The 14,239-nt window shown below is 73.2% G+C and carries 8 protein-coding genes; 2 read left to right on the top strand and 6 right to left on the bottom strand.

Features of this window, described 5'->3' with window-relative positions; genetic code table 11:
* Positions 1 to 12: 12 nt before the first annotated feature.
* Genes ACWEPX_RS09175 through ACWEPX_RS09155 form a run of 5 tightly spaced genes read right to left on the bottom strand, consistent with a single transcriptional unit; the run spans position 13 to position 6,456 of the window.
* Complete coding sequence (locus tag ACWEPX_RS09175) at positions 13 to 1,395, bottom strand: cytochrome P450 (RefSeq protein WP_451896586.1); 1,383 nt, start codon at positions 1,393 to 1,395, stop codon at positions 13 to 15.
* The gene (locus tag ACWEPX_RS09170; RefSeq protein WP_451896881.1) at positions 1,392 to 2,417 is read right to left on the bottom strand and encodes an enediyne biosynthesis protein; all 1,026 of its coding nucleotides are present in this window, start codon (positions 2,415 to 2,417) and stop codon (positions 1,392 to 1,394) included. The genes ACWEPX_RS09175 and ACWEPX_RS09170 overlap by 4 nt, the downstream gene beginning before the upstream one ends.
* A gap of 8 nt (positions 2,418 to 2,425) precedes the next feature.
* Entirely contained in the window at positions 2,426 to 4,390 is a 1,965-nt protein-coding gene (locus tag ACWEPX_RS09165; RefSeq protein ID WP_451896585.1) for a CRTAC1 family protein, read from the bottom strand.
* Positions 4,387 to 5,370, bottom strand: a complete 984-nt coding sequence (locus ACWEPX_RS09160; protein WP_451896584.1) for a DUF1702 family protein — start codon at positions 5,368 to 5,370, stop codon at positions 4,387 to 4,389. Before ACWEPX_RS09160 ends, ACWEPX_RS09165 begins: the two co-directional genes overlap by 4 nt.
* Positions 5,371 to 5,424: 54 nt before the next feature.
* On the bottom strand, positions 5,425 to 6,456 hold the full coding sequence (locus tag ACWEPX_RS09155; protein WP_451896583.1) for a DUF1702 family protein: 1,032 nt from the start codon (positions 6,454 to 6,456) through the stop codon (positions 5,425 to 5,427).
* 288 nt (positions 6,457 to 6,744) lie between these two features.
* On the opposite strand from ACWEPX_RS09155, the gene ACWEPX_RS09150 reads away from it, so the two are divergent.
* Together ACWEPX_RS09150 and ACWEPX_RS09145 are read left to right on the top strand one after the other, a co-directional pair.
* The gene (locus tag ACWEPX_RS09150; RefSeq protein ID WP_451896582.1) at positions 6,745 to 12,561 is read left to right on the top strand and encodes a type I polyketide synthase; all 5,817 of its coding nucleotides are present in this window, start codon (positions 6,745 to 6,747) and stop codon (positions 12,559 to 12,561) included.
* Positions 12,558 to 13,025, top strand: coding sequence for an acyl-CoA thioesterase (locus ACWEPX_RS09145; protein ID WP_451896581.1), 468 nt, complete (start codon positions 12,558 to 12,560; stop codon positions 13,023 to 13,025). The genes ACWEPX_RS09150 and ACWEPX_RS09145 overlap by 4 nt, the downstream gene beginning before the upstream one ends.
* On the opposite strand, the gene ACWEPX_RS09140 is transcribed toward ACWEPX_RS09145, so the two are convergent.
* Positions 13,022 to 14,203: a glycosyltransferase gene (locus tag ACWEPX_RS09140; protein WP_451896580.1), complete on the bottom strand. Its 1,182-nt coding sequence runs from the start codon at positions 14,201 to 14,203 to the stop codon at positions 13,022 to 13,024. The two genes, ACWEPX_RS09145 and ACWEPX_RS09140, sit on opposite strands and share 4 nt — an antisense overlap.
* Positions 14,204 to 14,239: the final 36 nt, after the last annotated feature.

Raw genomic sequence — 14,239 nt, 5'->3', positions numbered from 1 at the left:
CTCCGGGGGTGCTCAGGCGGCCGACCGGCGGGCGGCCGGGGTCCAACCGCGGACGAACATCTTCAGGCCGCCGCCGAGGCGCAGCGACATCATCGGCTCGGGGGTGACCCGGAAGCCCGGCACCTCGTCCAGCCGCAGCTCGCGCATCAGCGTGGAGATGATGAAGGTGGCCTCCATCATCCCCAGGTGGTTGCCGACGCAGAACCGCGGTCCGGCGCCGAAGGGGATGTGGGCGTAGCGCGGCCTGCCCGAGGGCACGTCCGGGTCGAACCGCTGCGGGTCGAAGCGGGTCGGCTCGGGCCAGTACGCCGGGTGCCGGTGCAGGGTGTACGGGCAGATCAGCACCTCGGCGCCCGCGGGCACGTGGTAGCCGCCCACCTCGTCGTCCTGCAGCGCCCGCCGGGGCAGGATCCACACCGGCGGGTACAGGCGCATGGCCTCGTCCAGCACCATGTGCGTGTAGCGCAGCTTGGCGAGGTCGGCGTACTCCGGGCGGCGGTCGCCGTAGACGGCCACCGCCTCCTCGTGCAGCCGCTGCCGCACCTCGGGGTGCTTGCCGACCAGGTGCAGCGTCCACCCGACCGTGCTGGCCGTGGTCTCGTGGCCTGCCAGCAGCAGCGTCACCAGCTCGTCGCGCATGCGCCGGTCGCCGACGCGCCGGTCGGCCTCCTTGGCCGTGGAGGCGATGAGCCGGGTGACCACGTCGTCGCCGGAGGCGATCGGGTTGGCCTTGCGCTGGGCGACCAGGATGGCGACCATCCGCTCCAGGTCGGTGCGCGCCTTGCGGAACTCCAGCTGGCCGCGCAGCGGCAGCCAGTGCGGCACCAGGCCCAGGGTCTCCATCTCGAACATGGCCTGGTCCTGCACCGCGTCGAAGGAGTGCACGATGGAGTCGAACGCGCCGAGGTCGGACTCCAGCAGCGTGCGGCCGAGCACGCCCAGGGTGAGCGCGGTGACCTCGGCGAGCACGTCCACCGGGCCGCCCGCCGCGCCCTGGGCGCGCAGCCGCCCGACCAGGCCGAGCGCCTCGTCGACGATGACGTCGGCCCGCGCGGCGATCCGCTTGTGCTGGAAGACCGGCTGGATGGTGCGCCGCTGCTCCTTCCACAGCGCGCCCTCGCTGGTCAGCAGCCCGTCGCCGAGCGCGCGCTTGGCCTCGGTGTAGCCGATGCCCTTGTGGTAGTTGGCGGCGTTGTCCGCGAGCACGTGCTTGGCGTGGTCGGGGTGGTTGAAGATGTAGAGCTTCTTCGGGCCGATCGCCACCCGCACCGCGTCGCCGTACGTGCCGACCGCCTCGCTCATCAGGCCGAGGCGGTCGGCGCGCAGCTTCCGCAGGACCCCCAGGGCCGCCCGGCGGGGCGGCCCTGGGGGCACTCGACCGTGCGAGGTGGTCATGCCGCCGCGGGGCGGGCAGCGGGCCCGCCCTCGTCCTTGACGACCGAGATCGCGGGCGCCTGCTTGGCGGCTTCGGCCTTGGCGCGCTGCTCGGCCTCGAACTGCACGCGGGCCTTGTTGACGAAGTGCAGGCCCCACAGGAACATGCCGCGGATCAGGCAGACGATCGCGGTGGCGAAGAACAGGCCGTAGGCGATGTTCGCAACCATGAACACGCCGTAGACCATCGCCACACCCGCGCCGAAGGCGAACTGGGCGCCCGGCTTCGACGGGGTGGTGCCGGGGTCGGTGACCATGTAGTTGGTGTAGAGCACGAAGGCCACACCGGTCATCACCGACAGCGCGGCGGGGATCGAGGTGTCGAACAGGATCCCGCGCAGCACCGCCTGCAGGGCGAAGAAGCTCAGCCAGCCGAAGATCAGCCACATGCGGCCGGTCAGCTTGGCGTTGAGCATCGTGCCGGTGACCAGGATGGCGCCGACGATGATCCAGCCGACCACGTCGTTGACGTTCTCGGTGAAGTGGTACGGCGGCGCGATGCTGCCCCAGGGGAACAGGATCAGCACCATCAGGATCCCGAAGTTGGACGGGTTCATGTAGTGCCGCAGGTTGCCGCGCACCGGGGCGCGCAGGATCCACTTCGTGGCCACCGCGAGGGTGACGGCGAACATCATGACCCAGATGCGGTCGTTGACGTAGATCAGCATGTTCAGCGCGAGGCTGGTGATGTGCGCGGGGAACAGGAACTCGATGACCCCGCGCAGGCCGTTGCCCGCGTAGCGCGGCGCGCGGCCCTCGACCCGGGCGCCGATCTTCTCGAACACCAGCTCGACGGTGTAGCCGGTGGCCACGGCGACGAACGGCCAGGTCCACGGCTGCTCGAAGCCGAGCACGACGAAACCGGCGATGTTGAAGATGGTGATCGAGATCGCGAACCGGCGCAGCGCCTTGATGACCTTGGGGTTCTTCGGCGGACCGCCTGCGGGCGGCTTCCCGCCGGGTTTGGCTTCCTGGACTACCATTTCCCTGCTCACCTCTCCTCGACGCGGTCGCCGAGCTCAAGGGCGTGCTTGCCCTGGCTGAGCTGCAGTTCCTGCTCGTGCACTTCGCCCTGGCGGTCCCGCCACCTGATCTGCACCGAGACCGGGCCCTGCGCGTCGCCGAGTCCGATGTGGACCTCGCTGCTGCGGCGGCCGGAGTGGCCGCTGCTGCCGTCGACGCGCTGGATGTACTTCTTGCCGTCGGCCGTGGTCACGACCACCTGGGCGCCGGTGACCGGGGAGCCCGCGACGGGCGCGGCGCCGACCGTGCCGTCCTGCTTGTGGGTCAGCTTCAGGTTCAGGTACCCACCGGCGGCGGGCGACTGGTTCTGGTAGAACACCGGCTCGGCGTACTGGCGGGCCACCGCGAAGTCGAGCAGGCCGTCGCCGTCGGCGTCGCCGGTGGCGATGCCGCGGGTCGGGACCGGGATGGCCAGGCCCAGCTCGGGGGCGAGGTCGACGTAGCGGCCGTCATCGCCCTTGACGAAGAACTTCATGGTGTCCCCGCCCGCGAGGTCGTCGCCCTCGTTGGCGTTGGGCCAGGCACCGGGGCTGGAGACCAGCGAGTCGTGCGCCATCGCCAGCTCCTGCAGCTGCGGCCAGCGGTTGGTGTGGCCGCGGACGAAGCCGTTGGCCTGGGCGATCTGGAGCTCGCCGCTGTTGGCGAAGTCGGCGATCTTCACATCCCACGCCCAGCCGGACCACGCCGTGCCCTGCGAGCCGCTGACGTCCTCGAACGGGGCGTCGCCGTCGAGGAGCTGGGCGCGCACGTCGGCCACGTCGGCCGCGGTGTTCATGAAGTGGAAGTTGCTCTCCACGATGCCCCACGACACGGTCAGGTTGGAGACGAAGGCGTCGTAGAGGCCGTCGTGGTCGAAGTCGCCGAAGTCGACGCCCATGCCCTTGAACGAGTCGTCGCCGATGCGCTTGGACTTCGGCGTGCCCGGCCCGCGGGTCGTCTTGACGTTGGCGAACTCCAGCTTGCCGGGGGTCGACCGGTTGTGCAGCAGCCGGTCGGGGCCGAAGTCGTTGGCGATGTAGAGCTCCGGCAGCAGGTCGCCGTCGAGGTCGTTGGCGCTGACGCCCAGCGTCCAGCCGTGGCGGGCCTCCTCGGGCAGCGCGTCGGCCGGGGCGCGCATGAACTCCGCGGTCGGGTTGTTCCCCGCGGTGGCGCCCTTCCAGCACAGGATGACCTTCTCGCCGCCGTTCTGCGCGTGCGACATCGAGTGGTTCATCTCGACCCCGCCGTCCTTGCTGGGGTCCAGCACCGGGCTGTCGGGGAAGTAGTTGCCGATGAAGATGTCGTCGTGGCCGTCGCCGTCGAAGTCGGCGATGGTGGCCGCGTTGGTGTTCCACTGCGGACCGGTGTAGGTGCCGCCGCTGCTGACACCCTCCAGCACCTCGACGGGCTGGTAGGTCTCGGCGTTGAGGCCGTGGTGGTCGGCGCGGGACAGGTACAGGATCGGCGTGCGGCCCCACATGTAGACCAGCAGGTCGAGCCTGCCGTCCTCGTTGAGGTCGGCGGGAACGCAGCCCATCGGCGCCATCACGTCCGTCACCGGCAACGGGGCCGGGTCGAGCTCGAACGGGGCGTAGCGGTTGCCGCCCGGGCCCGGGGTCGGGGTGATGATCACCTGGTCGGTGCGCGGGTCGACCAGGCACAGGTCGTTGGGCAGGCCGTCGCCGTCCAGGTCGTTCATGGCCACCGCGGCGCCGACGGAGGAGATCCAGGCGTCGATGTGCTTGTAGGCCTTGTTGACCTGGCGGATCGACTGGACCTTGTCCGATGCGGGCAGCGCGATGCTCTGACCGGCGAAGGCGTAGCGGCTCGCCAGGTCGTTGCGCTCCTCGGCCGAGCTCTGCGGCAGGGCGACCGCGAAGAAGAAGCCGACGACGACCACGAGCGCGATGACACCGGTCAGCTGCCTGCGCAGCAGTCCTAGTATCGCGGTCATGTGTTGACACCTCCAAGGGAAATGAACTCGTTCGCGAGTCGCTGCCGCCACACCTCGTAGGCGGGCAGTTCGTGCTCGTCTTGGCTGACCGGGCGCAGTTCGGTGGTGAGCCGCGCCGCTTCCTCCGGCGTGGTGCCGCAGAAGACCTGGGTGGCCAGGGCGGAGTGCTCCGGCACGATGCCCGCGCTGACCCTGGCGAAGGCGGCGAAGGCGCTGCCCTGGGCGACGTCGGCGCGGTAGCGGCCCGCGCGGCGGGCCAGCGTGCGCAGCTCGTCCTCGGTCACGCCGCCCGCGTAGGTCGCCGCGAGGCCGGTGCCCGCGAACAGGTGGCTGCGCCGGGCGGCGGGGAACGCCTCGATCCGGTCGGCGACCAGGTCGGGGTCGGTGCCGCAGACGAACCACAGCGCGCGGCCGATGCCCTGGTCGATGGCCTGGTTGGCGTAGCCGCCGCGGCCTGCGCCCAGCCAGGTGAACGACGGGTCCTGGTACTGCCCGTCCACGTAGCGCGCGGTGCGGAAGTACGCCTGGTGGAAGCCGTACCCGTCGAGCACCAGGGGGGCCAGCACGGGGTCCAGCGCCGAGGCAGGCGCCCAGCGGAACCGGGGCAGCCGGGCCATCGCCCAGCCGAGGCCGACGTAGATCAGCGTCTGGTAGGCGGCGCCGACCGGGCGGGCCAGCAGCCGGGCGAGGTGGTCGGAGCGGCCGAAGGGCAGGCCGTCGAGCATGGCCAGCCCCATCCCCGCGCCCTCGTAGGCGAACCCGCGCAGCCAGTCGGGCAGCTGCTCGATCTCCTGCTCGGCCTCGGCCGCGGCGCGCGCCCCGACCGCGGCGCCGTATCCGGTGAGAAATGTCTTCCCGACCGTTTCCAGGCGCTCGACCGCGGCCGGTGACTTCTTGTGGAAGCCGCGCTTGTCGACGCTCGTCTCGGCCACGTTCGGGGTCAGCAGACGACGCCGGAGCGTTCGCCATGAACTGCTCAAAATCAGCCCCCTCAATTGTGGATCAAACGGGCTTGTGCTATTCAGGGACAATTTTCACACGCGGCGGGGGCGGGCACCCCCTCCGCGCTTGCCTGCCCGCTGTGACGCATTTTCCGCGAAATGCGCACGAATGCGGCTCCGCCACTTCTCGTAAAGCGGCTCGGCGTCGTCGGCCGCGTCGGCGGCGGCCTCGGTGCGGTCGGCGATCGCCACCGCGTCGGCCACCGACAGCCCGGCCAGCTCCCGCGCGCCCAGCGCCGTGTGCTCGGGCACGTGCCCGGCGAACGTGCGCGCCTTGACCGCGAAGACCACGCCGACGGCGAGCTGGGGGCGGTGCTCGCCCGCGGCCTCGCGGACCGCGGCCAGGCCGTCGGCCGAGCAGCCGCCCGCGAAGGTCGCGGCCAGCCCGACGCCCGCCCACAGGTCCGGCCTGCGCTCGGCGGGGAAGCGGTCGACGGCGGCGACGACGGCGGCGGGGTCGGCGCCGTGGATGAACCACAGGGCGCGGCCGATGCCCTGGTCGACCGCGCGCGGGAAGTAGTCCGGCCTGCCCTCCCACGGGTAGGCGGGCGGCACCTGCTGGCGATCGACGTAGCGCTCGGTGTCGAAGTAGGCCAGGTCGAAGCCGTAGCCGTCGACGGCAAGCCAGGTCATCGTCGGGTAGTACGGCGAGCCGCCGAGGTCCGGGATGATCTTGCGCCAGAGCGGCCGGGGCAGCCGCGCCATGGCGAACCCGATGCCGATGTAGGTCAGGAACACGTGCGGCGCGCCGGGCCCGAGCAGCAGCTCGCGGGTGCGCTTGCCGCTGCCGCCCGCCATCGCGTCGCGCACGGCGAAGGCCATCGCCGCGCCCTCGTAGGCGAACCCGCGCTGCTCCGGCACGACCAGCTCCAGGCGCCGCTCCACCTCCCAGAGGTCGCGCGCGGCGATGCCCCACTCGAAGCCGCAGATGACCGACTGCGGGATGGCCTCCAGCCGCTGCGCGGCCGGTGATCCCGCCCCGGGGAAGCCCCGCTCGGCGAAGGTGACGGTCGACAGCTTCGGGGCCAGCGCGCACTGGCGCAGCGACCCGAGAAACGATGGCATCGATTCCTCCCGGGGGTGGACGCAAAGCCAGCGTCAGGCCGGCCGGGCGCGGGGTGCATCTCCAGCAGTGCCCCAGGGGCGCAAGGAACTATGGCGGCAATACAGGAGAACTGCCGGTACAGCACTTGAGGAGAGGGCATTCGACCAGCCCCTGGTGCACCCTTGACCGAGTAGCTGAAAGCGTGTGTCGAGGACTGCGCCGGACTCGGCTGGTTTTCGCCGCGTAATGCGGCAGGCGTACGAGCACGCCGATTCCGGTCGGGCGGCACCGAGAATAGGCGGTATAGATTGAGCACCGTGCGGATCGCCATCGTCGGCATCGGACTTCGTTATCCCGACGCCGCCAGCACAGAGGATCTCTGGGAGAACGTCCTGGCCGGCCGCCGCGCGTTCCGCAGGCTGCCCGACCAGCGGATGAACCAGGCGGACTACTACTCGCCGGACCCGGACGCGCCCGACCGCTTCTACGCGAGCAAGGCGGCCGTGCTGCGCGACTACGAGTTCGACCGGCTCGCGTACAAGGTCGCGGGCAGCACCTACCGGTCCACCGACCTCACCCACTGGCTGGCCCTGGACACGGCCGCGGCGGCGCTGGCCGACGCGGGCTTCCCCAACGCCGAGGGCCTGCCCAAGGAGGCGACCGGCGTCGTCGTCGGCAACAGCCTCACCGGTGAGTTCTCCCGGGCCAACCTCATGCGGCTGCGCTGGCCGTACGTGCGGCGCACGCTGGCCGCGGCGCTGGGCGCCAAGGGCTGGGACGACGAGGAGACCAGCGCCTTCCTGCGCGAGCTGGAACCGGTCTACAAGGCCCCGTTCCCGCCGATCGACGAGGACACCCTGGCAGGCGGGCTGGCCAACACCATCGCAGGCCGCATCTGCAACTACTTCGACCTCGGCGGTGGCGGCTACACCGTCGACGGCGCGTGCTCGTCGTCGCTGCTGTCCATCGCCACCGCGGCGAAGGCGCTGGCCGACGGCGACCTCGACGTCTGCCTGGCGGGCGGGGTCGACCTCTCGATCGACCCGTTCGAGGTGATCGGCTTCGCCAAGACCGGCGCGCTGGCCAGCGGCGAGATGAAGATCTACGACCGCGACTCCAACGGCTTCTGGCCCGGCGAGGGCTGCGGCGTCGTCGTGCTGATGCGCGAGGAGGACGCGATCGCCCGCGGCCTGCGGATCTACGCATCGATCACCGGCTGGGGCATCTCCTCCGACGGCAAGGGCGGCATCACCCGCCCCGAGGCCGCGGGCCACCAGCTGGCGATCAACCGCGCCTACACCCGCGCGGGCTACGGCGTGGAGACGGTGTCCTACTTCGAGGGCCACGGCACCGGCACCGCCCTGGGCGACGCCACCGAGCTGGAGGCCATCGGCTCGGCGCGGCGCGCGGTCGACCCCGACGCGCGCCCGGCGGCGATCAGCTCGATCAAGGGCAACTTCGGCCACACCAAGGCGGCCGCGGGCGTCGGCGGGCTGATCAAGGCTGCGCTGTCGGTGCACCACCAGGTGATCCCGCCCGCCACCGGCCACTTCGAGGCCCACCCGAAGCTGACCGGGGACTCCCCCGCGCTGTACGTGCCCAGCGAGCCGGGCCTGTGGCCCGCCGACGTGCCGATCCGCGCAGGAGTCTCGGCGATGGGCTTCGGCGGCATCAACACCCACATCGCGCTGGAGCAGGCGCCCGGGGCGACCCGGCGGGTCGAGCTGCCCCGGCGGGCGACCGCGCTGGTCAGCAGCAGGCAGGACGCCGAGCTGCTGCTGCTCGACGGCGCCGACGACGCCGCGCTGCGCGAGCGCGTCGCCGGGCTGCTGGAGCTGGCGCCCAAGCTGTCCTTCGCCGAGGTCGCCGACCTCGCGGGCGCGCTGGCCAAGGAGCTCTCCGGCGGGCGGGTCCGCGCCGCCATCGTCACCACCGGCCCCGACGACGCCGTGCGCAAGCTGGAGCGGCTGCTGGCGGCCATCGACGCTGGCGAGCAGAGCGTGTTCGGCGCCGACGGGGTCTACCTCAACCGCGGCCTGACCCCGCCGCGCATCGCCTACCTGTTCCCCGGCCAGGGCTCCGGCCGCGGCGCGGTGGGCGCGATCCGCCGCCGCTTCCCGGCCGCCGAGGCCGTCTTCGCCGACGCCGAGCTGCCCGTCGGCGGCGACCAGACGGCCACCGAGGTCGCCCAGCCGCGCATCGTCGCCGGGTCGGTCGCGGCCCTGCGCGTGCTGCACACCCTGGGCATCGAGGCCGACGTGGCGGTGGGCCACAGCCTCGGCGAGCTGACCGCGCTGGCCTGGGCGGGCGCGATGGGCGGCAAGGACGTCCTGGCGCTGGCCAAGGCGCGCGGGCAGGTCATGGCCAACGCCAGCCAGGGCGGCGGCGCGATGGCCGGGCTGGCCGCGACCCCGCAGCGGGTCGAGGAGCTGGCCGGGTCCGAGCCGGTCGTCATCGCCGGGTTCAACGGTCCGAACCAGACGGTCATCGCGGGCGAGGCCGCCGCGGTCGACCGGGTCTGCGAGCGGGCCAGGGCCGAGGGCGTCACCGCGACCCGGATCAACGTCTCGCACGCCTTCCACTCCCCGCTGGTGGCCCCGGCCGCCGAGGCGATGACCGGGCGGCTGGCCGAGTTCGCCTTCGCCAAGCCCGTCCGCCAGCTGGTGTCCACGGTGACCGGCGACTGGCTCGACGCCGACACCGACCTGCGGGCGCTGCTGCGCGACCAGATCGTGTTCCCGGTCAAGTTCCACCAGGCCGCGGCCAAGGCCGCCGCCGGGGCGGACCTGGCCGTCGAGGTCGGCCCCGGCCGGGTGCTCGCGGGCCTGCTGCAGGACATCGCGCCCGGCACGCCGGTGCTGGCCATCGACACCGACAGCCAGTCGCTGACCCCGCTGCTGTCGGTCGTCGGCGCCGCGTTCGCCCTGGGCGCCGCGGTGGACGCCGACGCGCTCTTCGCCGACCGGGTGCTGCGCCCGCTGCCGCTGGACGGGGAGTTCACCTTCCTGTCGAGCCCGTGCGAGGCCGCCCCCGACCTGTCCGTCGGGCTGCCCCAGCCCGGCGAGGAGGTCCCGGCCGCCGCCGCGCCCGCGGCCGCGACCGCCGAGGCTGGCGCGGACGGACCGTCCACCCTGGACCTGCTGCGCCAGCTCGCCGCCGAGCGCGTCGAGCTGCCGCTGGAGACGGTCACCGCGGCCACCCACCCGCTGGACGACCTGCACCTCAGCTCGATCACCGTGGGCCAGATCGTCAACGACGTGACCCGCACGCTCGGCATGCCGACCCTGGAGCTGTCCACCAGCTTCGCCACGGTGTCGCTGGGCGAGCTGGCCGAGATGATCGACGAGCTGGCCGCCTCCGCCGGCGACGGCGAGGCCAACCGCGGCGGCAGCGCCGAGGTGCCCGGCGTGGCGCCCTGGGTGCGGCCGTTCTCGGTGGACTACCTGCCCGCCCGGGAGCCGGTCGTCACCGTCGGCACCGGACCGGTCGGCGAGTGGCAGGTGTTCGCGCCCGCGGGCCACCCGCTGGCCGAGCGGCTGCACGCCGCGCTGGCCGAGGCGGGCATCGGCGACGGCGTGCTGCTGTGCCTGCCGGACAACGGCGAGGACCACGTCGACCTGTTCCTGGCCGCGGGCAAGGCCGCCGTCGCCGCCCCGTCGGGCAGCCGGTTCGTCGTGGTGCAGGGCAAGTACGGCGCCTCCGGCCTGACCAGGACCGCGTTCCTGGAGGCCAACGGCGTGGCCACCACGCTGGTCGGCCTGCCCGACCTGGCCCCGCAGACCGCGGCCGACGTGGACGAGGCGGTCCGGCGGGTCATCACCGAGGCGGCGGCGACCACGGCGTTCAGCGAGGTCCGCTACACCGCCGACGGCACCCGCACCACCCCGGTGCTGCGCGTGCTGCAGAAGCCCGCCGACCCGGTCGCCGGGACCCCGCTGACCAGCTCGGACGTGCTGCTGGTCACCGGCGGCGGCAAGGGCATCACCGCCGAGTGCGCGCTGGCGATGGCCAAGGACTCCGGGGCCAAGCTCGCCCTCGTCGGCCGCGACCAGGCCGACGCGGACGAGGAGCTGGTGGAGAACCTGGGCCGGATGGCCGCGGCGGGCATCACCTACCGGTACGAGCGCGCCGACGTCACCGACCCCGAGCAGGTCGCCGCGGCCGTCGCCGCGTTCGAGGCCCACCTCGGCCCGGTCACCGCGGTCATGCACGGCGCGGGCCGCAACGTGCCCGGCGCGCTGTCGAACCTGACCGAGGAGGAGTTCCACAAGACCCTGGCCCCCAAGGTCGCGGGTCTGCGGACGATCCTCGACGCGGTGGGCGAGGACAACGTGAAGCTGCTGGTCACCTTCGGCAGCATCATCGGCCGGGCCGGGCTCAAGGGCGAGGCGCACTACTCCACGGCCAACGACTGGATGACCGAGCTGACCGTGGACTTCCAGCGCGCCCACCCGGACGCCCGGGCGCTGGCGCTGGAGTGGTCGGTGTGGTCCGGCGCGGGCATGGGCGAGAAGCTGGGCGTGGTGCAGACGCTGGTGCGCGACGGCATCACCCCGATCTCCCTGGAGAACGGCCTCGACGTGCTGCGCCAGGTGCTGGCCGACCCGCAGGCCGGGCCGGTGCTGACCGTGGGCGGCCGGATGGGCGGGCTGCCGACGCTGCCGCTGGGCGGCGACGACGAGCTGCCGCTGACCCGCTTCGTCGACCGGGTGCTGGTGCACTACCCGGACGTCGAGCTGATCACCGAGGTGGAGCTGTCCACCGGCAGCGACCCGTACCTGTCCGACCACCAGCTCGACGGCGACCTGCTGTTCCCGGCCGTCGTCGGCATGGAGGCCATGACGCAGGTGGCCACGGCCGCCATCGGCCGCACCGCGGTGCCGCTGCTGCAGGACATGGAGTTCCTGCGGCCGATCGTGGTGCGCCCCGGCGGCTCGACCACGGTGCGCTTGGCCGCGCTGGTCCGCGACGACGAGACGGTCTCGGTGGCCATCCGGGCCGAGGACACCGGCTTCAGCGCCGACCACTTCCGGGCGACGCTGCGCCTGCCCCGGCCCGCGCTGCCCACCGACGAGCCCGGCCGCGAGGCCACCGGCCTCGCGCCGGTGCCGGGCGACCCGATCACCGAGCTGTACGGCGGGGTGCTGTTCCAGGGCAAGCGGTTCCAGCGCCTGCTGGGCTACCGCAGGGCCAGCGCCCGGCACGCGGTGGCCGAGCTGTCGACCACCACGCCCGCGCCGTGGTTCGCGCCCTACCTGCCGCAGGAGCAGGTGCTGGCTGACCCGGGCACCCGGGACGCGGTGATGCACGCGATCCAGTGCTGCGTGCCGGACGCGACCCTGCTGCCGCAGGGCGTGGAGAAGCTGTGGCTGGCCGAGCGCCAGGACAGCGAGTACGTGGTGATGGACGCCCGCGAGCGCTCGCAGGACGGCGACAGCTACACCTACGACGTCGACGTCCTCGACCCCGAGGGCAGGCTGGTGGAGCGCTGGCAGGGCCTGACCCTGCGGGCGGTCCGCAAGAAGGACGCCGCCGGTCCGTGGGTGCCCGCGATGCTCAGCGGGTACCTGGAGCGGGCCCTGGAGCGGGCCCTGGGCGGGCGCCGCGCGGTCGTCGTCGAGCCGGACCCGGCGGGCGCGCCCGTCGACCGGCAGGCGCAGACCGAGCTGGCGGCAGGCCGGGCGCTGGGCGCCCCGGTCACCGTGCTGCGGCAGACCGACGGCAGGCCCGCGCTGGCCGACGGGGTGATCGACGCGGCCCACGCCGCCGGGATCAGCCTGGTCGTCACCGGCTCGGACCCGCTGGCCTGCGCGGTGGCCACGCTCACCCGCAACACCGAGGAGGGCTGGACCAGGCTGCTCGACGACGGCCTGCGCCACGTCCGCAACCAGGTGGTCGCCCGCGCGGGCTGCGACGCCGACACGGCGGGCTCGCGGGTGCTGGCCGCGCTGGAGTGCCTCGGCAAGGCGGGCGGCACGGCGCAGGCGCTGGCGGTGGCCGACGTCCTGCCCGGCGGCTGGGTGGTGCTCAGCGCGGGCCAGGCGAAGGTCGCCACCTGGGTCACCACGCTCAACGACCAGGCCGACCCGGTGGTCTTCGCGGTCCTGGCGGAGGCGTCGGCATGAGCCGGTTCTACGAGCTGCGGCACAAGGTCGGCTTCGAGGAGACGAACTTCGTCGGCAACGTGTACTACGTCAACTACCTGCGTTGGCAAGGGCACTGCCGGGAGAAGTTCCTCCGCGAGGAGGCGCCCGCGGTCCTGGCGGAGATCATGCACGACGACCTGAAGCTGTTCACGCTGAAGGCCGACTGCGAGTTCTACGCCGAGATCACCGCCTTCGACGAGCTGTCGGTGCGCATGCGGCTGGACGAGCTGACCCAGACGCAGATCCAGTTCACCTTCGACTACGTCCACCTCAAGGACGGGGCGGAAACGCTGGTGGCCAGGGGCACGCAGCGCATCGCCTGCATGCGCGGCCCGAACAACGCCACCGTCCCCGCCCGCGTCCCGCCCGAGCTGCGCGAGGCCCTCGCCCCGTACGACGCCCGCCCGTCGTCCGGCCGCAACCTGGTGCAGACCGCGGGCTAGTGATCCGCTGATCGGTGCCCTGGTCCCACCCCCCGGGACCAGGGCACCGCCCGTTCCAGCCAGGCCACCGCCCCGGCCACCCCGTCCTCCGCCCGCATCCGCGCCCCGACCTCGGCAGCCCGGGAGGCCAGCCCGAGCGCAGCGGTGATGGCGGCGGCGAGGTGGTCGGGGTCAAGGCCCGGCGCAGCCAGCCCAATGCGACTCGCCCAGGGGCGCTGGCCGGCCTGAATGCCCGCGCCACAGCCGGACGGGGCCAAGCGGAGGCGGACGCGGCTGGTCCGTGGGTGCTGGGCGGGTGGGGCTAGGCCGAGGTGGTGGAGGCGGGTGGCCCAGAAGTGCTGCTCGGCCGTGATCGGGTGCAGGACCTGGGGTTTGCCCGCTGCGGCCGCTGCTGCTGCCGTGCGGGTGCCGCCGTGGTGGATGACGGCGGCGACGTAGGGGAAGAGGGCGGTCTGCGGGGCGGTGTCGATGACGAAGACATCGGGGCTCGCGGCGGTGCACGGGGTGGGGCGGCCGGTGGCGATGATCGCGCGGACCCCCGCCTTGCGGGTGGCGGCCAGGACGGCGGCGGTGGTGTCGACGGCGGTCGGGGTCGTCGGGAGGTCGACGTGGACCGGGGGCGGGCCTGCCGCCAGGAAGGCGCGCAGGGCCGGGGGCAGTTCGCCGGGCTCCGGGAACCAGTGGCCGGTGACCACCGCGCCCGGCGGGAGGGCGACCAGCTGCGGGCTGACCGCGTGCAGGACCGGGGTCGGCGAGCCGTCCGGGGCGCGCAGCGGGTCGTGCCTGCCGCGGCGGCGCGGGAGGCCCGCGGCAGCCCGCCACCGGTCGACGGCCCTGGTGGCCGCCCAGCCGATCGCGGGCGCCGGACCCGGCCCGACCTGCCCCAGCACGGCCGGGCAGCCCAGCCGCTCGGCGATGTGGTGGGCCGGGAACGCCTGCCGGTTGTGCACGACCACGTCCGCGCCCCCGCGCGCCGCGGCCCAGCACTCGTCGAGCACGCGGCGGCCCACGCCCCGGAACTCCACCCCCTGCGCAAGCCCGGCGCACCCGGCCGGGGCCACGAGGAGGGGCCGGTGCCCCGCGGCGAGCAGGCCGCGGGCCAGCACCGCGAACGGTTCGACGTCGCCGCGTTCGCCGAAGGCCATGAGCAGCGCCCGGAGCGCCCCCGCAGACTCCACCCCGCCAGGCTACACAAACTTGTGAAACTTGCGAAC

Source organism: Actinokineospora sp. NPDC004072 (assembly GCF_053604195.1).
This window is presented reverse-complemented; position numbering and strand designations above follow the sequence as displayed.

Bases quoted from the DNA above. Each gene is read 5' to 3' on its own strand.
- ACWEPX_RS09175 (WP_451896586.1), bottom strand. From the start codon at position 1,395: ATGACCACCTCGCACGGTCGAGTGCCCCCAGGGCCGCCCCGCCGGGCG.
- ACWEPX_RS09170 (WP_451896881.1), bottom strand. From the start codon at position 2,417: ATGGTAGTCCAGGAAGCCAAACCCGGCGGGAAGCCGCCCGCAGGCGGT.
- ACWEPX_RS09165 (WP_451896585.1), bottom strand. From the start codon at position 4,390: ATGACCGCGATACTAGGACTGCTGCGCAGGCAGCTGACCGGTGTCATC.
- ACWEPX_RS09155 (WP_451896583.1), bottom strand. From the start codon at position 6,456: ATGCCATCGTTTCTCGGGTCGCTGCGCCAGTGCGCGCTGGCCCCGAAG.
- ACWEPX_RS09145 (WP_451896581.1), top strand. From the start codon at position 12,558: ATGAGCCGGTTCTACGAGCTGCGGCACAAGGTCGGCTTCGAGGAGACG.